Source organism: Erwinia typographi, from assembly GCF_000773975.1.
Taxonomy (GTDB): domain Bacteria; phylum Pseudomonadota; class Gammaproteobacteria; order Enterobacterales; family Enterobacteriaceae; genus Erwinia; species Erwinia typographi.
In genome coordinates this window covers 1-24,705 of record NZ_JRUQ01000075.1, presented here as the reverse complement: position 1 = coordinate 24,705, position 24,705 = coordinate 1, and the positions used below count along the sequence as shown (strand labels likewise).

Annotated in this window: 25 protein-coding genes; 15 read left to right on the top strand and 10 right to left on the bottom strand. The window is 53.3% G+C overall.

The features are described 5' to 3' along the window. Positions 1-506: 506 nt before the first annotated feature. Both NG99_RS23400 and NG99_RS23395 read left to right on the top strand, forming a co-directional pair. Positions 507-3,284, top strand: a complete 2,778-nt coding sequence (locus NG99_RS23400; RefSeq protein WP_034898380.1) for a flavocytochrome c — start codon at positions 507-509, stop codon at positions 3,282-3,284. Positions 3,285-3,367: 83 nt separating this feature from the next. Continuing rightward, positions 3,368-4,333, top strand: a complete 966-nt coding sequence (locus tag NG99_RS23395) for an FAD:protein FMN transferase (RefSeq protein WP_034898378.1) — start codon at positions 3,368-3,370, stop codon at positions 4,331-4,333. 1 nt (position 4,334) lies between these two features. Here NG99_RS23395 and dcuR read toward each other — a convergent pair whose 3' ends face one another. Continuing rightward, a complete protein-coding gene (dcuR, locus tag NG99_RS23390) occupies positions 4,335-5,054 on the bottom strand; it encodes a two-component system response regulator DcuR (protein WP_034898376.1) in 720 nt (239 codons plus the stop codon). A 5-nt stretch (positions 5,055-5,059) separates the two neighbouring features. After that, entirely contained in the window at positions 5,060-6,691 is a 1,632-nt protein-coding gene (locus tag NG99_RS23385; RefSeq protein WP_034898374.1) for a sensor histidine kinase, read from the bottom strand. A 559-nt stretch (positions 6,692-7,250) separates the two neighbouring features. On the opposite strand from NG99_RS23385, the gene NG99_RS23380 reads away from it, so the two are divergent. From NG99_RS23380 to NG99_RS23335, 10 genes are all read left to right on the top strand, one after another. Next, positions 7,251-7,715 carry a PTS sugar transporter subunit IIA gene (locus NG99_RS23380; RefSeq protein WP_034898372.1) on the top strand — a complete coding sequence of 155 codons (465 nt, stop codon included), beginning with the start codon at positions 7,251-7,253 and terminating at the stop codon, positions 7,713-7,715. 50 nt (positions 7,716-7,765) lie between these two features. Beyond that, the gene (locus NG99_RS23375) at positions 7,766-8,047 is read left to right on the top strand and encodes a PTS sugar transporter subunit IIB (RefSeq protein ID WP_034898370.1); all 282 of its coding nucleotides are present in this window, start codon (positions 7,766-7,768) and stop codon (positions 8,045-8,047) included. A 14-nt stretch (positions 8,048-8,061) separates the two neighbouring features. Next, positions 8,062-9,450, top strand: a complete 1,389-nt coding sequence (locus NG99_RS23370) for a PTS galactitol transporter subunit IIC (protein WP_034898369.1) — start codon at positions 8,062-8,064, stop codon at positions 9,448-9,450. 89 nt (positions 9,451-9,539) lie between these two features. Next, the gene (locus NG99_RS23365; RefSeq protein ID WP_034898367.1) at positions 9,540-11,036 is read left to right on the top strand and encodes an FGGY-family carbohydrate kinase; all 1,497 of its coding nucleotides are present in this window, start codon (positions 9,540-9,542) and stop codon (positions 11,034-11,036) included. A 3-nt stretch (positions 11,037-11,039) separates the two neighbouring features. Further along, entirely contained in the window at positions 11,040-12,074 is a 1,035-nt protein-coding gene (locus NG99_RS23360; protein WP_034898365.1) for a zinc-dependent dehydrogenase, read from the top strand. 180 nt (positions 12,075-12,254) lie between these two features. After that, positions 12,255-12,998 (top strand): GntR family transcriptional regulator, encoded by a 744-nt coding sequence (locus tag NG99_RS23355; protein WP_034898363.1) that lies wholly within the window; start codon positions 12,255-12,257, stop codon positions 12,996-12,998. A 5-nt stretch (positions 12,999-13,003) separates the two neighbouring features. Continuing rightward, entirely contained in the window at positions 13,004-13,843 is an 840-nt protein-coding gene (locus NG99_RS23350) for a class II aldolase (RefSeq protein WP_034898361.1), read from the top strand. A gap of 40 nt (positions 13,844-13,883) precedes the next feature. Beyond that, positions 13,884-14,153 (top strand): HPr family phosphocarrier protein, encoded by a 270-nt coding sequence (locus tag NG99_RS23345; protein ID WP_034898360.1) that lies wholly within the window; start codon positions 13,884-13,886, stop codon positions 14,151-14,153. Positions 14,154-14,228: 75 nt separating this feature from the next. After that, positions 14,229-15,011: a 5'/3'-nucleotidase SurE gene (surE, locus tag NG99_RS23340; RefSeq protein WP_198138826.1), complete on the top strand. Its 783-nt coding sequence runs from the start codon at positions 14,229-14,231 to the stop codon at positions 15,009-15,011. 89 nt (positions 15,012-15,100) lie between these two features. Continuing rightward, entirely contained in the window at positions 15,101-16,156 is a 1,056-nt protein-coding gene (locus NG99_RS23335) for a galactitol-1-phosphate 5-dehydrogenase (protein WP_034898356.1), read from the top strand. A 113-nt stretch (positions 16,157-16,269) separates the two neighbouring features. Here the strand turns inward: NG99_RS23335 and NG99_RS23330 are convergent, their stop codons facing one another. The 8 genes from NG99_RS23330 to NG99_RS23295 form a co-directional block, all read right to left on the bottom strand. After that, entirely contained in the window at positions 16,270-17,067 is a 798-nt protein-coding gene (locus NG99_RS23330) for a transporter substrate-binding domain-containing protein (protein WP_034898355.1), read from the bottom strand. Between the two features lie 41 nt (positions 17,068-17,108). After that, the gene (locus tag NG99_RS23325; protein ID WP_034898352.1) at positions 17,109-17,834 is read right to left on the bottom strand and encodes an amino acid ABC transporter ATP-binding protein; all 726 of its coding nucleotides are present in this window, start codon (positions 17,832-17,834) and stop codon (positions 17,109-17,111) included. Positions 17,835-17,852: 18 nt separating this feature from the next. Next, the gene (locus tag NG99_RS23320; RefSeq protein WP_034898351.1) at positions 17,853-18,539 is read right to left on the bottom strand and encodes an amino acid ABC transporter permease; all 687 of its coding nucleotides are present in this window, start codon (positions 18,537-18,539) and stop codon (positions 17,853-17,855) included. Positions 18,540-18,551: 12 nt separating this feature from the next. Further along, complete coding sequence (locus tag NG99_RS23315; protein WP_034898349.1) at positions 18,552-19,229, bottom strand: amino acid ABC transporter permease; 678 nt, start codon at positions 19,227-19,229, stop codon at positions 18,552-18,554. A gap of 14 nt (positions 19,230-19,243) precedes the next feature. Further along, positions 19,244-20,152, bottom strand: a complete 909-nt coding sequence (locus NG99_RS23310; RefSeq protein WP_034898347.1) for an NAD(P)-dependent oxidoreductase — start codon at positions 20,150-20,152, stop codon at positions 19,244-19,246. A gap of 20 nt (positions 20,153-20,172) precedes the next feature. Continuing rightward, on the bottom strand, positions 20,173-20,619 hold the full coding sequence (gene rpiB / locus NG99_RS23305) for a ribose 5-phosphate isomerase B (protein WP_034898346.1): 447 nt from the start codon (positions 20,617-20,619) through the stop codon (positions 20,173-20,175). 23 nt (positions 20,620-20,642) lie between these two features. Further along, entirely contained in the window at positions 20,643-21,386 is a 744-nt protein-coding gene (locus NG99_RS23300) for a FadR/GntR family transcriptional regulator (RefSeq protein WP_034898344.1), read from the bottom strand. 248 nt (positions 21,387-21,634) lie between these two features. Then, positions 21,635-22,204: a TetR/AcrR family transcriptional regulator gene (locus NG99_RS23295; RefSeq protein WP_034898342.1), complete on the bottom strand. Its 570-nt coding sequence runs from the start codon at positions 22,202-22,204 to the stop codon at positions 21,635-21,637. Positions 22,205-22,298: 94 nt separating this feature from the next. Here NG99_RS23295 and NG99_RS23290 point away from each other — a divergent pair, with 94 nt between their 5' ends. The 3 genes from NG99_RS23290 to NG99_RS23280 form a co-directional block, all read left to right on the top strand. After that, positions 22,299-23,042, top strand: a complete 744-nt coding sequence (locus NG99_RS23290) for an SDR family NAD(P)-dependent oxidoreductase (RefSeq protein ID WP_034898340.1) — start codon at positions 22,299-22,301, stop codon at positions 23,040-23,042. A gap of 605 nt (positions 23,043-23,647) precedes the next feature. Then, positions 23,648-24,145 carry a type VI secretion system contractile sheath small subunit gene (gene tssB / locus NG99_RS23285; protein ID WP_034898338.1) on the top strand — a complete coding sequence of 166 codons (498 nt, stop codon included), beginning with the start codon at positions 23,648-23,650 and terminating at the stop codon, positions 24,143-24,145. A gap of 33 nt (positions 24,146-24,178) precedes the next feature. Further along, the coding region (locus NG99_RS23280) for a type VI secretion system contractile sheath domain-containing protein (protein WP_034898412.1) at positions 24,179-24,705 on the top strand (527 nt) is incomplete at its 3' end.

The window sequence follows — 24,705 nt, the reverse complement described above, 5'->3', positions numbered from 1 at the left end:
TAACCATGACGTCTTAAATAGGTGGTCTTTTCTTCCAGAGTACTTTTAAACGTAATATTTAATAAGTATGAATATCATGCGAGCTATATAAATAATTGATTTTGATCTGGATCAATTTTTAATTTCGTTTCTATTTATTTTATAAGAAAGATAAATTTATAAGTGGGACTGGTTTTCATTTGTCATCCTGTTTGCTCATAAGACTGTAGAATCGATTTTCGCAAAACGCCATCACTCTTTCACTTCATTGATTTTGATGTGATTTTCATGCTATGTTAATCGAAAGTTGATTTTTGTCAACTCTTGGTTAACAATTACTGCTGGTAAGATGTTGATTGCCGTTAATTAGGCGACTCTGGTTGATTTAAAAGTTTAATAACTAAAATTAGCGATTATGAAAACAAAGAAATTGTTATATTAATCAAATGACATCGGACCACTTAATATAGGGAGATTGGTGAGTCCGCGACAGAATTCAAGGCTTTTAAATTTTGGAGTTGCTCACAATGCACAAACTCACCCCGATCCTGAATCCTCTCACTCTCCCGAACGGGGCCGTCCTGAAAAACCGACTGCTGATGGCGCCGATGACCACCTGTACCGGCTTTTACGACGGCACCGTCACCAGCGAGCTGGTGGAATACTACCGTGACCGTGCCGGCAGCATTGGTACCGTGATCGTAGAATGCTGCTTTATCGATCCTAAAGGCCCGGCGTTTCCCGGCGCGATCGCTATCGACAGCGACAACAAAATTTCTGGCCTGAGCAAAATCGCTAACGCCATCAAATCCAAAGGCTCAAAGGCCATTTTACAGATTTACCACGGCGGCAGAATGGTGGAGCCGGAGCTGATCGGCGGCCGTACGCCGGTTGCGCCAAGCGCCATTGCCGCGCCGCGTGAAGGCGCTACCACGCCGCAGGCGCTGACGGCGGAAGAAGTGGAGGTGATGATCACCAAATTCGGTGACGCGGTAAACCGTGCGATTAAGGCCGGTTTCGATGGCGTCGAAATCCACGGCGCAAACACCTACCTGATTCAGCAGTTCTACTCGCCGAATTCCAACCAGCGTGACGATAAGTGGGGCGGCAGCCGCGACAACCGCGCCCGCTTCCCGCTGGAAGTGCTCGATATCACCCATAAAATGGCGGAGCGGTTCGCCGACTCTTCCTTTATTATCGGCTACCGCTTTTCGCCGGAAGAGCTTGAAGTCCCCGGCATCCGCTTTGACGATACGATGTATCTGCTGGAGAAGCTCGCCGCGCGGGGACTGGACTATGTTCACTTCTCCGTTGGTCAGCTACTGCGTCCTTCGATTGTTGACCGCGAAGACCCAACGCCGTTAATCACTAAATTTATCGCTATGCGTTCTCCTGAGCTTGCCAAAGTGCCGGTGATTGGCGTGGGCGGCGTGGTGAATAAAGCGGATGCTGAAAGCGCGCTGGAGCACGGTTTCGATCTGGTGGCGATCGGGAAAGCCTGCATTGCTTACCCGGATTGGGCAGACCGCATTACCAATAATGAACAGCTTGAGCTGTTTATTGACAGCAACAAACGCGAAGCGCTGAACATTCCCGAACCGCTGTGGCGCTTCTCGCTGGTTGACGCGATGATCCGCGACATGAGCGCCACCGGCCGTAAATACAAAGCCGGGGTTTATCAGGAAAAAGTGGAGGCCGAAGCGCTGAAGCTGAAAATCAACGTCACCCTGGATACCGACCGTATCACCGATATCATGCTGATACCGGATGATTCGCTGGACGTCGATTTTACCACCACCTTTGAAAGCCTGCGTACCCGCATACTGGTAGCCAACAGTCCGCATGTTGATGCCATCACCGGCGCTACCACGCAGAGCGAGGCGCTGAAAAAGGCGGTTTCCCGCGCGCTGGCAACCTCCAGCAAAGAGCACGTTATTGAGGAAGGCGGTAATCCTGCCGCGCCGCAAAACTACGATGTCGTGGTGATCGGCAGCGGCGGCGCAGGGCTGGCCGCCGCGATTCAGGCCCACGATGACGGCGCCCGCGTGGTGATTATCGAGAAGATGCCGACTATCGGCGGCAACACCATTAAGGCCTCGGTTGGCATGAACGCGGCTGAAACCCGTTTCCAGAAGCTGAAAGGCATCGAAGACAGTAAAGAGCTGTTCTACGAAGAAACCCTGAAAGGCGGCAAGTTTAAAAACAATCCGGTGCTGCTGAAAGAGTTTGTCGAGCTGGCGCCGGAAGCCATCGAATGGCTGGCGGCGAAAGACATTGAACTGAATGACATCACCATCACCGGCGGGATGAGCATTGACCGTACTCACCGTCCGGCAGACCGTTCAGCGGTGGGGGGCTTCCTGATTAGCGGCCTGGTGAAGAACATCAACAAACGCGATATCGAAGTACTGCTGGAAACGTCGGTCGCGGACATTCTGTTTGAAAACGGCGCGGTTACCGGCGTGAAGGTGGTTGACGAATATAACGACAGCCGCATTCTGAATGCCAAAAGCGTGATTGTCGCCACCGGCGGTTTCAGCGCGAACCGTGAAATGGTGGTGAAATACCGTCCTGAGCTGGATGGCTTCGTAACCACCAACCATAAGGGCGCCACCGGTAGCGGCATCGCCATGCTGCAAAAAATTGGCGCGGATACCGTGGATATGGGCGAAATCCAGATCCACCCAACCGTTGAGCAGACCACCTCTTATCTGATCTCGGAAGCCATTCGTGGCGGCGGGGCGATTCTGGTCAGCCAGGCCGGTAAACGCTTCTACAACGAGATGGAGACCCGCGACAAAGTGTCGGCGGAGATTATCGCGCTGCCGGAGAAAAGTGCCTGGGTCATCTTCGACGAGCAGGTTCGCCTGAACAACAAAGCCGCCGATGAGTATATCGCCAAAGGTTTTGTGGTCAGCGCGCCGTCACCGCAGGAGCTGGCGGTGAAGCTGAACATGGATCTTCATGCGCTGCTTGCCACGCTGGAACGCTACAATGTCTTTGTTGAGAAGCAGGATGACGAAGATTTTGGCCGTAAAACCGCGCTGCGCCATCCGCTGAACCAGGGACCGTTCTACGCTATCCGCATCGCGCCGGGCGTTCACCATACTATGGGCGGCGTGACGATCAACACGGATACCGCGGTGCTGGATGCCCAGAAACAGGTTATTCACGGCGCCTGGGCCGCCGGGGAAGTGGTTGGCGGCATTCACGGCGCTAACCGCATCGGCGGTAACGCCGTGGCAGATATCATTATCTTCGGTATACTGGCAGGCCGTAACGCGGCAGCGCTCGCACGCCGTTAAGCGGTATAATGTGGGCCGGACGCGTCCGGCCCACGGGCTACAAGGTGAGGGACGCGCTACCGGCCCGCAAGAAGGAATCTATCATGTCGCCTGACGATCGCGTCTATGCCTACTCCGCCGTTCTGCTGGGTTCTCCGATCCTCCTCAAACTGTTTGACCACAACCAAACCCTCGCCGCCCGCGTTTTCCGACTGATTAAACAGCAGGAGATCCTGCTGACGGTCAACCGGCCGCACTCCGAAGTGATGTCCATCAATCATGCTGCGGGCGAAAGCCCGGTAGTGGTCAGCCAGCCGGTGTTCGAGCTAATCGCGCGGGCCAGAGCGGCCAGCGTGCTGCCGGGCAGCCTGTTCAACTTTACCATTGGCCCGCTGGTCAAACGCTGGAAAATCGGGTTCCAGGGCAACAGCGTTCCTCCGCTAGCGGAGATTCAGGCGCTGCTGGCGCTGACCAATCCCCATCATGTGATCCTCAATGACCGTGACCGCTCGGTGTTTCTGCAAAAAAGCGGGATGGAAATCGATCTTGGCGCCATCGCGAAAGGCTATATCGCCGATCTGGTGCGCGACTTTTTGCGTCAGGAGGGGGTTGAGGACGCGCTGATTAATCTCGGCGGTAACGTCCAGACGCTGGGAGGGGCTGCGGATAGCGAGAGCGGAAGCTGGGGGATCGGTCTGAAAAAGCCGTTTGCCGGGCCTGACGAGCTGATTGGCGTGATTAACGTCAGGGGGAAATCGGTGGTCACTTCGGGGGTCTATGAGCGCTACTTCGAGCTGGCAGGCAAGCGCTATCACCATATCCTTGACCCCCGCAGCGGCTATCCTCTCGATAACGAACTGCTCAGCGTGACGGTGATCTCCGCAGATTCCATTGAGGGGGATATCTACACCACGCTGTTATATGGCATGGGGGTGGAAAAAGGCCTCGCGTATCTCGCCGCCAGACCGGAGATCGAAGCCATTTTTGTTACCAGGGACGGCCAGGTTATCAGTTCTTCAGCGCGACAGTTTACCTTTACGCTGCTGGACGAAGATTTTCACCAGGCGTGAGCTACTGGCAAAATTGCCTGAGCAGATCGGCATGTTCGGCCTGCAAACGGTAGCGATAAACCGGCCGGCCGGTGAGGCCATAATGCAGGTTAGTTGACAGGATTTTTCGCTGGGCAAGCCAGATCAGATACTTACGACACGACACGCGGGAGATAGCCACCGCGGCGGCCAGATCGTCGGTGGAGAATTCGCTGTCATGGTGTGCGTCAATCCACAGGCAAAGCGTACGCAGGGTTTGCGGCGTTAACCCTTTCGGCAGGCGGTGCGATTCCGCTACGTCCGGCGGGTTGCCGTGCAGCAGCGCGTCAACGTCGGCCTGCTGATACCAGGGATGCTGATCCTTCAGCGATTTTTTGTGCTGCCAGCCGGTCAGCGCTTCCTCAAATCGGGAGAACTGGAACGGCTTAATCAGATAGTCCACCACGCCATAATGCAGCGATTGCTGAATAGTTTGCGCATCGGCGGCGGAGGAGATCACGATCACATCAACATTGCGCTTCGCGGCGCGCAGTTCCGGCAGTAAATCCAGCCCGTTCTCCTGCTGCATATAAATATCCAGCAGGATCAGATCCACAGTCTGTTCGCCGTGCAGCACAGCCTCTCTGGCCTGTTTCAGCGTTGAGGCCACGCCGCAGCACGAAAACCCTGGGATCTGACCAATGTAGCAGCGGTTCAACTCAGCGACCATCGCATCGTCATCAACAACTAACACATTTAGCATGTGATTCAGTTTCCTCCATCCCAGGGCAGTTGGACTAAAAATTGGGTATAAACCCCAGCATCGGACTCTACAGTAATTTCGCCGCCAAGGCTCTGGATTTGCTGCTTGCAGAGGAATAAACCGACGCCGCGCTGCTCACCCTTGGTGGAAAACCCGTTCTCAAAGATGGTTTCCAGGTTACCGGCAGGGATACCCGGCCCGTCGTCGCTTACTTCGCAGCTCAGCCAGCCGTTTTGGTAGTGCAGCAGCACGCTGACCTCGCCCTCGGCCTGTTGGGACAGCGCGTCGAAGGCGTTTTCAATCAGGTTGCCCAGCACGGTGATCAGCACCGAGGTCTGCTGCTCGCTGCCGCCGTCGGGCAGGAAGCTGTCCTCGCTCAGCAGCAGGGGATGACCGTGGTCAGACGCGCGGTTCATCTTGCTTAATAAGAAACCGGCGATCACCGGCGACTTTATTTTTCGCACCAGCGAGCCGATTTCGGTCTGATAATTGTTGGCCGTCTTCAGGATATAGTCCTCAAGCTGCGCGTAACTTTTCATATGCAGCAGCCCGAGGATCACATGCAGCTTATTCATAAACTCATGCGAGTGCTGGCGCAGAGCATCCACGTAGTTGACCATGCCGCTCAGGCGCTGCGTCAGCTGGGTCACCTCGGTTTTGTCTCTGAAGGTGCAGATGGCGCCGATCATCACCTCTCCTTTAAGCACCGGCATGGTGTTGCAGAGCAGAACTCTGCCGCGCAAAAGCACCTCTTCATCCCTCTGCGGTTTCCCACTTTGCAACACGGCGCGAAGGTTGGCGATCAGCGGACCGGTCGCTTCAATGCTTTTAACGATCTCACTTTCCGACGCCTTTGGCATCCCGGTTTCGCGGAACAGCTTGCGGGCGGCATGGTTGATCAGCTTCACCTGTGCGGCGTTATCCACCGCAATGACGCCTTCTTTAATCGCGTACAGCATCGCGTGACGCTGCTCAAACAGCGCCGACACTTCGTATGGCTCAAGGCCAAACAGGATGCGTCTGGAAGCCTTCACCAGCAGAAAGGTGCCGATAGCGCCGATCAGAATGCCGAACAGCGCGCTCCAGAGAATGTTCCAGCGGCTCTGATTGATCTGCTCCGTCACGGCGCTGAGCGAAATACCAATCACTACTACGCCAATCTGCCGCTGCTGAGCATCATAAACGGGTGTAAAAACTCGCAGCGCCTGCGCCAGTTTGCCTTGATTGATTGAGACATTCTCTTTTCCCCGCAGCGCTGGCTGCAAATCATCGCCGATGAAGTGCTGATTAATCAGTTCTTTATTGGGGTGAGAGAAGCGAATGCCGTCCATGTTGGTGACCACCACAAACAGCAGGTTGTTGCTATGCTGGACTGCCGAGGCCAGCGGCTGAATCAGATTGCTGTCCGGCGGTAAAAGCAGGCCGCGCTGAATGTCCGCTGAGTCAGCCAGCGTGCGGGCGACCGCCAGCGCCTTATCCCGCACGCCGTCGCTGGTAACCTGGCTTACCTGCAGGAAATAGAAAAAATGCACCGCCAGCAGCACGGCGATAATCACCGAGCTAACCATCAGGCTGACGGAGGTACTGAGCTTCATTGGGCGCTTGAGGCGAGAAGTAAGAAACTGCGGGCTGGTCACCGGCACCTCCTCAGCATCGGTACATCGTCAATCGCTGCGCCTGAAAGGGCGTCACGGTGATCGAAGCCGCATCCCGGCAGATGATCTAAGTAATAATTGTCCATAAAGTTACCTGAGGTGGGAAAAGCAGTGGGGATATAGTAGGGCTTCCCTCAAGGGAGTTCCAGTTGGATGAGAATCTTCAGGTCCTGACCTGAAGAGATATTTCCAGAGAGGGGGGATTGACGCAAAACATACTCGATTTCCCGCCTTTAATTCCTCCGGTCATTATTTGTTTTCTCGCTTTCCCGCCAGGCAAAACACCGCGCTCCACTCTCCGCTTTCAACCAGAATTACACTTTAATTCATGTGGTTACAGGTCTGGCTCGGCAGGCGCTTTTACGGGATTTAAATATTTTGTGTGAGCAAAAGCACAGATCCAGCGACAGCACATTGCTCACCGGTACAGGACAGGAGTAGGGTTCACTCAGGTTGAACATAGTTGTACATAGACAACCATGCATGACATTAACCGCAACAGATTGGGCCATTCGTTTAACTGGAAGGACAGGGGGACAAGATGCCATTGAACACATCACTGGATAGCGAGCTCATCTATCTGCACGAGGCGCCACAGGACCGCCATGCGCTGTTCAGCAAAATCAGCGCTCGGCTGCTGGCAAAAGGGATTGTTGAGCAGAGCTACCCTGAGGCTTTGGCCTTACGTGAGCAGAATCACCCGACGGCGATGCAGCTGGAAACGCTGGGCGTCGCTATTCCTCATGTGGATGTTGAACATGTCCGTGAAGAACGGCTGGTGGTGGTCACATGCCCGCAGGGCATTGAGTTCAACCAGGCAGAAGATCCCGACCTGACCATGAATGTGAACGTCATTTTCTTCCTGCTGTTGAAAGAGAAAGACGCCCACCTCGAATTTCTGATGAAGCTGATCTCTTTGTTTCAAAAGACGGACGAGATGAACGCGCTGCTCAGTTCCACTTCCCCCCAGGAAGTCATGCAGATTCTGGCCAAAAATCTCGACTGAAATCGTACCCAAACGTTTTGCCATCCCGATTACCAATAACGGAGTCTGATATGAATAAGAAAATTATCTTCGCCTGTACCAGCGGTATTGCCACCTCTGCCGTAGCCACCGAGAAGGTCGTTAACTATTGCAAAGAGCAGGGCATCACCGTTGAGCCGATGCAGTCCAACATCGGCACGATTGCCTCTCAGGACGGCATGGCCGACCTGATCATTGTCACCTCAGCCGTAAAAACTACGCTACAGACGCCAGTGCTGAATGGTTTGCCGCTGCTGACCGGTTTCGGTGAAGAAGATCTCCTCGAAAAAATCGTCTCAATTCTGAAAAAATAACAGAGGACAGGCTGATGCTCGCAACTCTCTATGGCGGGATTCAATATTTGCTGGGGCTTGGCCCCACCATTATGCTGCCAATTATCATCTTTATCATGGGCCTGTGCCTTGGCGCAGGATTTAGCAAAGCGCTGCGCTCGGCGCTGACCATTGGTATGGGCTTCATCGGGATCTTCCTGGTCTTCGGACTGCTGTTGGACAACCTGGGCCCCGCCGCCAAAGACATGGTCAAACACACCGGGATCAACCTGCCGGTCGTGGATCTGGGGTGGACGCCGCTGGCGGCGATTGCCTGGGCATCTCAGGTTGCGCCGTTCGTGGTGCCGCTCACCATTGGTATTAATGTGCTGATGCTGACGCTCAAGTGGACACGTACTGTCAACATTGACGTCTGGAACTTCTGGCATTTCTCTATGGTTGGCGCGATGGTCTACAACGTCACCGGAAGCTTCCTGTTCGGGCTGCTGATCGCTGGCATTACCTCAGTCATTACGCTGCTGCTGGCTGACTGGTGTGCGCCAATGATTCAGAAATATTTCAATCTGCCGGGGATTTCACTGCCCACGCTGTCATCGGCAATCTTCTTCCCGTTTGGCCTGCTCGGTAACCTGATCCTGGATAAAATTCCGGGCATCAATAAGTTAAATGCCGATGCAGATACCATTCAGAAACGCTTTGGGATCTTCGGCGAGCCGATGATGCTGGGGGTGATTCTGGGGGCGGGAATTGGTCTTCTGGCCCGCTACGATTTCAAAGGCGTGTTAACCCTGTCGATGAGCCTGGGTGCCGTCATGCTGATTATGCCGCGCATGGTTAAGCTGCTGATGGAAGGCCTGCTGCCGCTGTCTGAGGCAGTGAAAAAGTTCCTGCGCAAGAAATATCCGGATCGTGATGACCTCTACATTGGCCTCGATATCGCGGTGGCCGTGGGGCACCCGTCTGTGCTCTCCACCGCGCTGCTGCTGATTCCGGTTGGCGTGCTGCTGGCCGTGATTCTGCCGGGTAACCGTCTGCTGCCGTTAGGGGATTTAGCCAATATCTGGGTGCCGATTTCCATGGTGGTACTGGCGTGCCGCGGCAACATTGCTCGCGCGTTCATCCTGGGAATTCCGCTGCTGAGTGTGAATCTGTATGTCGCTTCTGCTGCGGCGCCTATCCTGACGGCGGTTGCCAAAAGTATTCACTTCCCGATCAATACGGACAGTGAAATCTCCAGCCTGCTGGACGGCGGGAACCCCTACCGCTTCTGGATGGTGAAAATCTTTGAAGGAAACCTGATAGCGCTGGCCCTTATTCCGGTCATCTTCATTACCTGTCTGCTGCTGTATCGCATGACGACTAAGCAGATGAAGCGGGAAGAACAGGCTGAAAACGCTGCTGAGCAGGCTGCAATGTCTAAATGAGTAACTGAGTAATTTTAAAAGGGGAAGGCAGAGCGGTATTTCCCTTCTTTCTTAATGACTGAGGTTATTCCCTTATTGAGGGGAGAGATATGTACGCAATTGGCATTGATGTTGGAACAACAAACTGTAAGGTCTGCTTATATCGCCTCGCAGAGCTACAGTTAATAAAAAAACACAGTTTCATTACGCCAAAGAAAAGTAGCGAATATGGTAGCGATTTTGATATTAGCGGGCTGTGGCTGGGCATTGTTGATGGTCTGAGCCGCGTCGCGACAGCCGTTAGCGACCCCGAAAATATCGTCACTATTTCAGTCGCCAGTGTAGGTGAGGCCGGGGTGCTGCTCGACGCAGACGATCGGGTAATGGGGCCGGTTATGACCTGGTACGATACGCGTACCCAGCCGCAGCTGGAGCATATCGTCAGCCGCATCGGCGAAAGCCGTCTCTATGAAATCACCGGGATACCTGCCCACAGTAACTACAGCCTGAATAAAATTTTATGGCTGATCGAGCACTGTGAACATCAGACGCCAGCCAGCTGGCTTTGCATGGCGGAATACGTGGCTTTTCGGCTGAGCGGCGTCAAACGCGCAGAGTATTCACTTGCCTCCCGTACACTGGCTTTTGATATCACTCAGGATTGCTGGTCGGCAGAAATTTGTTCTGCTGTGGACATCCCGATCGGCCTGTTCAGCCCGCTGGTTGCCGCTGGTACGCCAACGGGCGAACTGCTTGCTGAGTTAAGCGAGGCTACCGGTATCTCCCGTAGCGCGAAAATCTCCATTTCCGGTCACGATCACATGGTTGGCTCCGTCGCGGTAGGCATTACGGAGGAACAGCAAATCCTCAATTCGACGGGCACCACTGAAGGGCTGCTTGTGGTGCTCAGCAAGCCAGCGGCGACGGAACGGTACTACCAGTCGCGCGTTTCTAACGGCCACCACGTATTGCGCGAGGCTTACACGCTTTACGCCTCGCTGCCGTCGGCCGGCTATGCCATTGAATGGTTCTCCCATCTTTTCAACCTCAAGCCTGCGGACTTTACCAGCATGACACGCTGGCTGATGAATAAAGGCGCGGCGGAAACGCCGACGGACAGCTTCCTTATTCCCCATCTGCGCGGCAGTGGCCCACCGAAAAGAACCATCTATGCCAAAGGGCTGATGTACGGCGTGGAAGACCGGACCGATCCGGAAGCCTTTTTAAAAGCTGTTTTTCATGGCCTTTGCTATGAACTCCGGCATCTGCTGGAAACGTATGAGTCCCTGACGGGCAGCCGCTGGCCATCGCTAATGGTGATTGGCGCGGCCTGTCAAAACCCCTATTGGCTACAGCTCAAGGCCACCATTCTCAACCGGGAAATCGTGGCCTGTAAGATACCGGAAGCGGTCAGCCGCGGCGCAGCCTTACTGGGGGCGCGTGGAGCGGGCTTCGAGCCGGGTGACGTCAGCCTGCCTGCGGAGTCACTGGAACGCTATCAGCCAGACGCAAAATCCGCAGAGCGCTTCGATATTGTCTATCAGCAGATCTACAAGCAGCTCTACGAGACCAAAATCCATATTGAAAATCAGATGAACAGGACCTGAATCATGAAAGCCAGCGTTTATTACGGTAAAAACGATATCCGCTATGAAGACGTCGCCGTGCCTGAGATAGAGGACGGCGATATCCTGGTAAAAATGAAGAGCTGCGGTTTGTGCGGGACCGACATTCACAAAGCCCAGCATCAGACCGTGACCGGGCCGGTTGTGCTGAGCCATGAAATCGCGGCTGAGGTGGTAAAAGTCGGCAAGCGGGTGACCCGCTTCCGTCCCGGCGATCGGGTGGTCACCGCGATCCACGTTCCGTGCTTCAGTTGCCACTACTGCGATCGCGGCCATTTCACCCTCTGTGAGCAATTTAAGCCCACCAATATTGAGCCCGGCGGCTTTGCCGAGTACATCCGCCTGCCGGAGCTGCACGTTAAGCATCTGACGCACAAAATTCCGCAGGGGGTGTCGTGGGAAAAAGCGGCCATGGTTGAACCCATCGGATGTTGTCTGCACGGGCTGAAGCAGGCGGCGATTACCCCCGGATGCAGCGTGCTGGTGATGGGCTCTGGCACCATTGGCCTGCTTAGCGCGCAGCTCTCTGCGATGATGGGGGCGTCCAACGTCATCGTATCCGACCTGTCGCCCTTCAAGCTGGATCTTGCCCTTCGTCTGGGGATCAATCACGCCATCAATCCGGCGCAGGAAAATCTTGAGGCGCGGATTGGCGAGATTACTGACGGTCTGGGCGTTGACTTGGTGGTCATCGCCGCAGGGGTGTCTTCACTTCTGCCGCAGGCCGTCAATCTGCTGCGACGCGGAGGACGAGTGGTGGTCTTCTCTCCGTTTGACCAGAACAACATGGTCAGCATTGATGCAGCACGCTTCTTCCGCGATGAGATCTCGATTGTCGGTACCTACTCGCTCTCTTCCTATGAGATGCCGGAGGCGGTGGAGATCATCAGCCGTAACCGTATCAACATTGATGAGATGATCACCCATCGCTGGCCGCTGTCCTCGCTGGGCGAGGCGATAGAATTCGCCGCCAACCCGCAGCACGATGTGCTTAAGGTCATCATGCAGATGGACGACTAGCCGCAGTGGGGACGCGCTTATTTTTGACGATATTCCCTGATCCTCCGCTGTGTTCCAGTGGACTGACAGCGTGGATTTTGTGAAGCAGATCGTTTGTGAATACCGGGAAATCAGGTTATGTTCGGGCGATACTTGTGCATAGTCGTACATAGACGATCTTAACTAAAGAGGGAACATCGCATGAATACCGTTTTGAAAGACTCTGAAGTACCGCTTTATCTTCAGGTCTCAGAGTGGATACGTGAAAACATCTATAAGGGAGACCTGACTACCGGCGATCGCGTGCCGTCTGAAAATAAAATCATGGAGATGCTCGGCGTCAGCCGCGGCACGGTAAAAAAAGCCGTCACCCTGCTGGTCAATGAAGGGCTGCTGATTCAGGTGCAGGGTAAGGGGACCTTCGTCAAAAGCGAAAATATCTCTTACTCGCTGGGCGAAGGGCTGCTGTCGTTTGCCGAGTCACTGGAAAGTCAGCACCTGCGCTTCGAAACCCAGGTTATCACTTCCCGGCTGGACGAGGCCTCAAGGCTGGTGGCCTCAAAGTTGGGCATTGAAGTGGGCGCGCCGATTCTGTACCTGGAGCGTGTACGTAGCGTCGAAGGCGAGAAAGTGATGTTGATTGAGAATCGCATCAACATTGCGCACTGCCCGGGCATTGCGGATATCGATTTCAACAACAATAACCTGTTTCCAACTATAGAAAGACTGTCAGGTAAAAAGATCAGTTTTTCTGAAAGCCGCTACGCCGCCAAAATTATTGGAGCGGAGCGGGGGCACTACCTGGAAGTTAATGAAGACGCGCCGGTGCTCCATCTGGAACAGCTGGTCTTCTTCCAGCAGGACATGCCGATTGAATTCGGCAATGTCTGGCTGAAATCCGACAAATATTATTTAGGTACGGTTCTTCAACGACGAGAGAGGTAAATGTTATGCCATTAGTAAACGGGAATATTCTGCTGAACTGCATTCAGGAAAAACGCGTGCTGGCCGGCGCGTTCAATACCACTAACCTGGAAACCACCATGTCAATTCTGGACGCTATTGAGCGTTCAGGTTTGCCTAATTTTATTCAGATCGCGCCGACTAACGCCAAACTGTCAGGCTACGATTACATTTATGAAATCGTAAAAAAACGTGCGGCTACCATGGATGTGCCGGTCAGCCTGCACCTTGACCACGGTAAAGAACTGGATGACGTGAAGCGGGCGGTTCGCGCGGGCTTCACCTCGGTGATGATCGATGGCGCTGAACTGCCGTACGAGGAGAATATTGCTTTTACTAAGGCGGCCGTTGATTTCTGTAAGTCATTTGGCGTGCCGGTCGAAGCTGAGCTGGGCGCAATTCTGGGTAAAGAGGACGACCACGTCAGCGAAGCGGACTGCAAAACCAACCCTGAGCAGGTCCTTCGTTTTGTACAGGAAACCGGTTGCAGTATGCTCGCCGTTTCGGTCGGCAACGTGCACGGTCTGGAAGATATTCCGCGAATCGACATTCCGCTGTTGCAGCAGATTGCCTCGATCTGCCCGGTGCCGCTGGTTATTCACGGGGGATCAGGTATTGATGAAGCGATTATCCGCAGCTTTGTGAAATATAACGTAGTGAAGGTGAATATTGCCAGCGACCTGCGTAAGGCTTTTATTACTTCGGTGGGTAAAGCCTGGACTGAAAATAATAACGAAGCAAACCTGGCACGCGTGATGACCAGCGCAAAAGCGGCGGTGGAAGCCGACGTATTCAGTAAAATTCAGATGATGAACTGCGTGTCCTGATAGTAGTAATAAATTTACCTGCAAAATCGGGAAGTTAAACATGATTAGAGAAAATATACGTGTTGTTAACAGCACGGGGCTTCATGCGCGTCCGGCGGCGACGTTGATTAAAACCGTAAAAAAATACGCTTCCTCAGTCACGCTGGTTAATAATGGCAAAGAAGTTGTTTTAAAAGGATTAATGAGCGTACTGGGGGCCGGTGTCAAAGGCCATTCTGAAGTGGAAATTATCTGTGAAGGTGCTGACGAGCAGGATGCTATGACTGAAATCAAAGGATTATTCGCCAGTGGGTTTGGCGAAAAAGAATAATCCTTAATCCCGACCACCGTTTTAAAATGGGGTAATATCTCAGGACACTTTACGTCCAAAACAGGGAGAATGATGATGTCAGAAAAGCTATTTCGCAGAATTCTACTGGCCAACGATGACGGCATAGAGGCGCCGGGTATCCAAATCCTGGAGCGCGTCGCGGAGCATTTCGCAGACGAGGTCTGGGTGGTGGCGCCAGCAACCGACAAGAGCGGCGTTTCCAACTCGGTCAGCCTGCGTGAGCCGGTTCGCGTTGAAGCTCGCGGTACGAGAAAGTTTGCCGTTCACGGTACGCCTGCTGATTGCGTTGCGGTCGCCGTCAGGCATTTGATGAAGCATTCGCCGCCGGACGTTCTGCTGTCGGGGATAAATAATGGCTCAAATATCGGTTTTGAAACGGTCCTTTCCGGGACGGTGGGGGCCGCAATTACCGGCGTCCTGTTGGGCATACCGTCAATCGCACTCAGCCAGGACAGACGACCTGAAGATAAGCCGGACTGGCGCACGGCAGAACAACACGGTTTGCCGGTCCTGCAAACGCTTTTTAACGCAGGCTTACCCGCTGAGTGCTGTCTCAACGTCAATTTCCCCAATCTGGCGGCAGGGCCGGTTAAAGGAATAAAGATCGCCCGACAGGGAATTGGCAAGGTAAATGGTATTACGGTCACGCCGACTACCGATCCCCATGGGGAAAATTATTTCTGGCTGCGAGTTGAACACGGTAATACGGATCTACCGGAGCATAGCGAGGTGTCTGCCGTGGCCGAGGGCTATATTTCGGTAACGCCTCTGACCTGGGAGCGGACCTCAATGGATATCTGGTCAACATTATCATCCCAGCTTAAATCCGCTGACTGATAATTCAGTGAACTAAGCCCGCCCGTCAGGGCGGGTGTTTAATTCGCAACTCGGTTGGCGTTATTCTTATTCTGCGTCAGGAGTTAACAATGAAAGCGCTGCAACTTTATGGCAAACAGGATGTAAGGTTTGAAGATGTCCCGATGATTAATATTGAGCGGGAGGATGACGTCATTATTCAGGTTAAAACGGCAGGCATATGTGGTTCTGATATTTCCCGCTTCGGTAAAATTGGTTCCTATAATCCAGGCCTGATATGGGGGCACGAATTCGCCGGAGTTGTTGCTGAAACGGGAAAAAGCGTCTCATCCGTTAAAGCTGGCGATCGGGTGGTGGCCTGCCCGTGTTTTCCCTGTTTTAACTGTGAGCACTGCCATCGGGCCAATTACGCTAAATGTACCGACCTGAAAGTCCTTGGCGGGCACAGGAAAGGCGCTTTCGCTGAATATATTAGCGTGCCTGCGGCGAATGTCGTGCGCATTCCCGACGATCTTGATTTTGATGCCGCCAGCTTTGTCGAGCCTTCCGCCGTAGTGGTTCATGCTCTTGATCGGGTGAGTATCAAAGCTGGCAGCAGCGTGGTGGTGGTCGGCTGCGGGACGATAGGGCAGCTTGCCGTACAATGGGCGCGGATCTACGGTGCCGGGAAGGTTTACGTCTGCGATACGGAACAGCAAAAGCTTGATGTTGCGCTTAAAGCGGGGGCTGATGATATTTTTAACGCAACGGCTGCGGATTTTGAGCAAAAATTCTCGACGGTAACTCACGGCAAAGGTGTCGATCTGGTGATTGAATCCTCGGGCAATGCCGCCGGGATCGCCAGCTGTATGAATCTGGCCAGTAAGGGCGGCACCGTATTGCTTTTAGGCATACCCTATGGCGATGTCCCCTTTGACCGGAGCAGTTTTGAGAAAATCATCCGCAATGAGCTGACGGTACGCGGATCGTGGAACTCATTATCCGCGCCTTTTCCGGGCCGTGAATGGGCAACCTCATTAGATTACATGCGCAAAGGATTAGTAAATCCCTCTTTGCTGATCACCCACAGGATCAAACTTGAAGAGGCGCCTGGCATTTTCCCGCAGCTGTATCAGCGAAAATTTCACTTTATTAAGGTGCTGATTGATATAGATGAAGGGCATTAGCGGAAAGTTGATTCTGAATGACTGATAACAAAATTTCTCTTTTACCTGATTATCCTGAGGCTCTGGATGATGAGCGGGAGAATGCTTTACGCATTCTCCTTTTCTTTTACTCACTATTTTCTGTTGATAATTTCTGCTGGAATGGGCTCGCCATGATATTTTTGGTAAATAGCATTTAGCTTGCCATTTTTTAAATTGGTTTCAATCCACTGGTTGAGTTTTTGCTTCAGTTCAGGCTCGCCTTTTTTCAATCCAATCGCTAAATCAAACACGGTCAGCGTCATTTTAGGTTCAAATGCCAGCTTAGGATTTTGCTTTTTGATCTGATTGACGAGGGTGGCTGAGGTTGCAACGGCCCAGGCCTGACCGCTAACGGCTGCCGTAACCAGCGTCGCATCGTCATCGTAACGCTGAACGGTAATCCCTTTCGTCATGGCGTCTTTGCTTAACATGGAATCCTGGGTTGTACCTCGGGTCACGGTGATGGCGTGTCCTTTCAGATCGGTCCAGTCGCTAATTTTGGTTGCAGCGGGAGCGGCGATCACCGACCGTAATCCTGCATACGCTCTGGTAAAGTCAATAACCTGCGCCCGTTGCGGCGTGACGGAAAGGGTTGATATGACAATGTCGGCCTTACCCGTTTGTAAGTTTGGGATGCGTGTCGGGCCGGTGGTTTCGATAAATTTGAGTTTTAGCCCCCAATCTTTAGCTAACAGCTCGGCGGTCTCAACGTCGGAGCCTACGGGCTTCATTGAGGCATCCAGCATACCTGAAGGCGGCAGGGACATATCGGTGGCGACGCGCAGCTCCCCGCGCTGCTGAATATCCTGGAGGGCGTTTGCTGAAGCTGGCTGGATGACAATGGCAGACAGCAATGTGGCGATAAAGATAATTTTTTTTGTAGGGTTCATTATTATTCTCCTGATAGGGATAATTCTGGATGCAGGGTGATTCACAGATCGTTTGAGACGAACTCCTGGAGAGCCGGAGTCGCTGGCGTTTTCAGAATGGCTACCGTGCCGCTTTCATGTACTGTTCCCTGATGCATAAAAATAACTTTGTCGGCAACCCTGCGGGCAAAATTCATTTCGTGGGTCACCATAATCATGGTCATGCCGCTGCCGGCCAGGCGTTCAATAACGCGCAGTACCTCACCGGTGAGTTTGGGGTCAAGCGCAGACGTGACCTCATCGAATAGCATCACTTTAGGCTTCATCGCCAGCGAACGAGCGATGGCGGCACGCTGCTGCTGTCCACCTGAGAGCTGCTCCGGGTAACTGTCGGCCTTATCAGCCAGCCCAACCTGTTCAAGCACCGACAGGGCAAGTCTTCTGGCTTCTGCTTTCGCCATTTTTCGCACAGAGACCGGGCCCAAAGTGATGTTTTGCTCAATGGTCAGATGGGGGAACAGGTTATAGCTCTGAAAGACGATACCAACGTCCTGACGCAGCTTGCGCAGGTCAACGTGCGGGTCTTCAACTTTGTGTCCACACACCTCAATGCTGCCGCTGTTGATGGTTTCCAGCCGGTCGATGCAGCGTAGCGCCGTGCTTTTGCCTGAGCCGCTGGCACCGATCAGAGCGACGACCTGTCCCTGATTGACTGAAAAAGAAACATCCTTCAGTACGTGATTATGATCGAAGCTTTTTTGCACGTTACTTAACGTAATGATGGGCATGATGATTACCTTCAGCACTTAGTTGATTCGCGGCGTGACCGTTTGCAGACGACGGGTCTTTTTTTCGGTCGCGCCCCGCTCAAGTCTTCGGCTTAGCGCCGATACCGGAAAACAGAGACAGAAATAGATCGCCGCAACGATGAGATAGATAATAAAAGGTTGAAAGATTGAGTTATTAATTAGCTGCCCCGCGCGCGCCAGTTCAACAAATCCCACCACCGATGCCAGCGAGGTATTTTTGATAATCTGAACCGAAAATCCCACGGTGGGTGGGGTAGCCAGCTTGATGGCCTGCGGCAGTATCACTTTGAACATGCGTTGCGTACGAGAGAGTGCCAGACACTCAGCGGCTTCCCACTGCGCGCGGGGAACGGACTGAATACAGCCCCGCCAGATTTCACCGAGGTATGCGCTGGCATAAATGGTGAGAGATAAGCCGGCAGCCAGCAGCGGGGAGATTGACAGGCCTAGCTGCGGCAAGCCGAAATAGACCATAAACATGATGATCAGCAGCGGCGTACCCTGAATTAACTGCACCCAGCTGCTGATAATCAGACGTAGCGCCGGGGATGGCGCTATGCGTCCAAGGGCGAGGAGAAAGCCTGCCAGGCCGCCGCCGCCGAAAGCCATCAGCGACAGGATCACCGACCATAACGTGCCTTCGAGTAAAAACTGGATATGGGCGAAATTGAGCGGAATATTCATCGTCATGCTTCCCTAAATCATGGTGCCAAGTTTGCGACGGCGGGGAAAAAGGGCCAGCCCAAATAACCAGAAAACCAGTCGCATTAGCAGTGACAGCGCAATGTAGATGCCAGCCACAATGAAGAAGGTTTCAAAGGGACGATAAGTTTCTGATTGAATAAAGTTAGCGGTTGCTGTCAGTTCCTCAGCGGAGATTTGCGATGTCACTGAAGAGGCCAGCATTAGCAGAATGAACTGGCTGGTCAGTGAGGGATAAACACGCTCGATCGCAGGTCTTAGCGCGACGTGCCAGTACTGCTGCCATTTGGCTAACCCCAGCGTTTCTGCCGCTTCCCATTGCCCTTTGTGAACCGACTCAAAGCCTGCGCGCATGATTTCGGCAGTATAGGCCCCGACGTTGATCGTCAGCGCAATCACCGAGACGGTGAATGCGGTAAAGGAAAAACCCAGGCTTGAGAAGCCGAAATAGACCAGAAAGATCTGCACCAGAAACGGCGTATTACGGATCGATTCAACATAGACCGCCGCGATGTTTGCCAATATGCCTGACCGGGAGCGGCGGGCAACCGCACACAGCGTGCCGATGAGAAAACCGGTCACCGTGGTTACCATGGCCAGTTTGGCGGTTAATAATGCACCGTTCAGCAGTAGCTGCCATTGTGAAAATATTGCTGTGAAATCGAGCATCATGACCTTTACCCCGGTTATTTGGTCAATGCGGTCTGCTGGCCGGTTATTCGGTCATAAACCTTGAAAAGTGCCTGGTTACCATTCGAACCTTCGCCATAGGCCTGCGCATTTTGGTATTGCGTGGCAACCAGAGCCGTAGCGGGAAGGGGGACGGGATGTTTCTGCGCGGCTTCCAGCACCAGCCGGAGATCTTTCATCATCAGGTCAATGCGAAAACCAGCTGAGACATCCCCTTCGATCATCGCGGAGCCAAGTTTATCGAGCATCCAGGAAGCCGCTGAACCGCCAAGCAGTACTTCGCGCATTTGCGGCAGATCGATATCCCAGGCGCGAGCCAGCGCCAGCGCTTCGCAGATTGCCTGAATATTGATGCCGCAGATCAGCTGATTGCACAGCTTCACGGTCTGCCCGGCGCCGGATGCGCCGACATGGTTTAGCGTGCTGCCCATAGCGCTGAGATAAGGCGTTGCCTGTTCAAACCCCTGGGCTTCCCCGCCGACCATAATGGTCAGCGAACCCTTTTTCGCACCGACCGGGCCGCCTGAAACGGGTGCATCGAGCATGGTGACGCCTGCGGCTGACAGATCCCGACTCATCTTGCGCGTAGCTTCAGGCGCGATGGTACTCATATCTACAAACAGTCTTCCTCGCGGAGGATGGGAGAGTAACCCTCCAGGCCCGTAGACGATCTCCTCAACCTGTGGCGTATCCGGCAGCATAGAAATAACAATGTCTGCATCGCTTACCGCCGCGGGGATGTCGGAGACAATCTCCACGCCGAACTGACGCAACGCTTCGCCAGCTCCGCTGACAATATCAAAGGCGCGAACCCTGAAACCTGCCTGGGCAAGATTGCGCGCCATCTCGCGGCCCATTACGCCTAAGCCAAGAAAGCCAACAATGCCGGAAGTCGTGGTAGTCATCCTGTTCTCCTTGTTGCTGATTAATTACGTTGTTCAAGCTGAGACAGCTTCTCGACGCGGCGGATGAAATCCGCCTCCTGAACGAATTCGGCCTTGAGGAATGCCTCTGTAAGATCGCGTGCCAGCCAGGGACCGACGATCTGTGCGCCCATACACATCACGTTGACGTCATCATGCTCAACGGCCTGATGCGCCGAATGCACGTCATGACAAACGGCCGCGCGGATGCCGTTCACTTTATTGCAGGCGATGACGGCGCCAACGCCGGTACCGCAAACTAAAATTCCGCGAAGGGCGCGGTTCTCACGCACTTTGCTGCACAGGGTGTAAGCAATATCGGGGAAGTCGACAGGTTCAGGGTTATGACTGCCAACATCCTCGACCTGATAACCGGATTGTTGAAGCCACTGCGCCAGCTCCTGCTTTAGGTGAAATCCTGCGTGATCGCTGCCAATGACGATTTGCATCTGCGGTTCCTTATAAAAGTGTTTTAGTTCGCTAAGGGGGGATAGCCCGCCATACGGATAGTGGCGCGACGACGAAAATCGGCGCCTATCTCAAAATGGAGGCTCAGTAATTCATCGGCCCGCTCTTCATCGCGTTCAACGATGGCAGCAAAAATGGCGCGGTGGTGGTCAATAAGAAATTCTTCAATGCCTTCTACCTGAATGATTTGCTCGCGCCTGTCGAGATGGGAACGGTGCATAAGGACACTGATGGACTGATAGATATTAATCAGCGTCGGAGAGCCTGACGCATTAACGATAGTTTCATGGAAACGAAAATCTGCCAGGCCCCCTGATTCCGGGGTATGAATGGTATCAATGATTTCGCTGAGGCAGGCGGCCAGTCGATCGTAATCACTTTGTGTTGCCCTGCGACAGGCGAGACGGACTGCCTGACGCTCAATAGCAATACGCGCCTGCATGACGTCATCAACAACATTTGGCTGGTGTGCCAGAACAAATGTGAAGAACTCACCCAATATTGAAACGTCGGGTTTTGTCACCACCGTGCCAATGCCATGACGGATCTCAACGGCACCGATCATGGCGAGCGCTCGCAGCGCTTCCCGCAGTACCGGGCGACTGACTCCCAGCCGGGCGGATAGCTCACGCTCGGGTAACAAGCTGTCGCCAGCCTTTAGTTCCCCGCTTAACAACTGTTCCCGCAAGAATTTAACAACCCGGTCATAGCCGCTGCCGCTTTCCGTTTTTTCACGCCTGATATCCATGCAATTTACCAGAGGTCTGTAGTGGTAATACCAATGGTAGATATGTTAATAATTTTTTAATGTGATGTTGATCGTTTTTTGTTCGGGTTGTTTTGTGATCAGGGTTGAAGTTTAGAGATCTGAGCGCTTGCTGAAGGCGAAAAACGTTGGTGGCCAGCTCATTTATGGCCAGTAAAAGAGAGGGGATGAGGGAGAAATTGGCTTGCCTGGGGGGGATTGGTCGAAAGCTGATTATTTCAGAAATAGACTCACTGATGACTGTCCGAACGTTCCCCGATGCCATTGAGGAACAAATCCACCAGATGGACAATGCGCGTTTTGGGTGAGTCATCCTGTTCAACGGTGAGACAAATTGCCGTGGCAACGTAGACCAAATCCTCAAAGCTAACGTCATCACGCAGAACGCCGGCCTGCTGCGCCCGCTGAAGTAAGCGCCTGCCTTCATCAGTGGTGGCGTGGCAGCCGGGAGTGCCGCTCTGAAGTACTGTGCCCAGTGAGGCCGCCAGTCCGCGGTAAACCATAGTGTGCGTGACTATCTCTTCCAGATAAGCCCGCACCGCGCTGCCAGCATCAAGCTGGTTATCCCTTGCGCGACTCTCCTCAGCGAAGGATAAAAATCGTGCGTTGTAGGTTGCCGCTAAAAGCACTTCGCGCGTGGGAAAGCGCCGGTAGAGCGTGCCAATCCCCACGCCCGCGTGCCTGGCAACGTCCTCAAGTGAAGCACTCGCTCCCTTTTCTTTAAACACGGCTTCCGCCGCCAGCAGAATGCGTTCACGATTTTTTTGTGCGTCAGCGCGCAGCGAAGTTTTATCACTCAATGCTTTTTTCTCATTATTACTTGTAAAACGGAGAGTACCTCCACATTATAAGTGGAGCAATCCTCCACTTAACAACAGCGCGGGAACTGAGAAGATGACGAAGCGATTCGAAGGTAAAGTTGTAGTGATTACGGGCGGCAGTGAGGGTATCGGTCTGGCAACGGCCAAAGCCTTTGCCGCAGAAGGCGCCCATGTCTACGTGACGGGACGGCGGCCGCAACAACTGGAAGAGGCGGTAAACCAAATCGGTCACGGTGCCGTTGGCATTCAGGGCGATGTCGCCAGCCAGGCTGACCTGAATCGACTCTATGAGCGCATCAGGCAGGATCACGGCAGGGTAGATGTGGTTTTTGCTAACGCAGGCGTCTCCGAGTCCGCATCGATTGACACGCTCGACGAAGAGCATATTGACCGGTTATTCAACATCAATGTTAAAGGCATGGCTTTTACCGTGCAGAAGGCCTTACCTCTGATGACCGCCGGCGGCAGCGTGATCCTTACCGGTTCGGCTGCGGGCAGCAAAGGTTTTGCGAATTTGTCGATGTACAGCGCCACCAAAGCCGCGATTCGCTCATTTGCCCGCACCTGGACCACGGATCTGAAAAGTAAGGGGATTCGCGTTAACGTGGTTGCGCCTGGCATGATTCGGACACCGGCGATGGAGAGCTATCTTCAGCATAATCCCGGCGCAGAAGAAGCATTACACCAGATGACCCCGCTTGGGCGTATTGGTCTGGCGGAGGAGGTGGCTAAAAACGTGCTGTTTCTGGCTTCAGAGGAAAGCAGCTTCGTTGCAGGGGTAGAGTTATTTGTTGATGGGGGCGTCATGGCTGTCTGAACGCACCCTCGGCACCAATCCTTGCTTTTCTTTGGGAAAAGAGGCGGGGACAGCCAGCCGGTTTCAGCGTAGGTACTCTGCTCTGGAACTTTTTTCATGAAAATGATTAATGTTTTATTCTGAAGGCGGAGGGTAAGACCCACCGATGTCTCATTTTTCATAAAAAGGGGAAATGAGGCATTCTGGCTAAAATAACGGGTTCCCGGCTCGGTGACAGGCCTTAAGTCAAATCGACCAATTATAGCCTGCCCTTATTCCATGCAGCTTGCCGGGGTGTTGAGGTAAAATCATTATAAATCAGAAGGATGTTCTTATTTTGTTAAATTTTTATTTTGTATTATTTGGTTACATAATTTAATTTCCCAATACCTTTATAACGTTTTTACACTCTCTCTCCGGGTGTTTATCCGAAATTTTCTCTTTCGAATAACTGCCTGAAAATGCCGTGTCATGCTCGCCAGTGAATGGAATGCGCTCGCTTTTGACCCCGGCTTTGCTTTTCGTCGCAGGACGTAAGTAAGGATTTTTTCTGGCAGGGTAAGCCGTTCTTATTAATTTCATGCTGGTACTGACCGTTTCTATCACTCCATAGAACAGGGACAGCCATGTCTAACTCCTATCAGTCCGAGATCCCCAAAGCCCGCGTTAACATCCAGTTAAGTGTCCATACCGGCGGCGCGCAGAAAAAAGTCGAGTTGCCCCTCAAACTGGTTGTCGTCGGGGATTACAGCAACGGCTCTGAGCACCGCCCGGTGGCGGAGCGTGAAAAGGTCAACGTCAATAAACACAACTTCGACCGCGTGCTGGCCGACTTCTCTCCTGGCGTAAATCTCTCTGTAGAAAACACCCTGGCCGGTGACGGCAGCGAAGAAAACATCAGCCTCTCCTTTGGCGAGATGAAAGATTTTGAGCCAGAGCAGGTGGCCCGTCAGATACCGCAGCTGAAAGCCATGCTTGCCATGCGTAACCTCCTTCGCGATCTGAAAGCGAACCTTCTGGATAACCAGACCTTCCGTAAAGAGCTGGAGAAAATCCTGCTTGACCCAACGCTCAGCGCTGAACTGCGCCGCGAGCTGTCTGCTCTGGCGCCGCAACAGGCTTAACGGCAGCGATGTTTAATGGATTAACGAGAGAGAATGCTGATGTCTGTAAAAAATGAACGCGCCGCTGAAGGCGAAAGTGTGGTGCTGGAGCAGTCGGGAACCGGCAGCGTGTATGCCTCCCTGTTTGAAAAAATCAACCTGAGCCCGGTCTCTGAGCTGGGCGCGCTGGATATCTGGCAGGATCAGCAGGCGATGTCGGATGCCACCGCCGATCAGCGCCTGACCGCCGGTATGCAGGTGCTGCTGGAGTGCCTGAGTAAAGCGGGGACACAGGTTGAAAAGCTGGACAAAACGCTGATTGACCATCACATCGCTGAGCTGGACTACAGGATCGGCCGCCAGCTGGATGCCGTCATGCATCATAAAGAATTTCAGCGGGTTGAGTCGCTGTGGCGCGGGGCTAAATCGCTGGTGGATAAAACCGACTTCCGTCAGAACGTCAAAATTGAGCTGCTTGACCTGTCGAAAGACGATTTGCGTCAGGATTTTGAAGACGCGCCGGAAATTATTCAAAGCGGATTATATCAGCACACCTACACGGCGGAGTACGACAGCCCGGG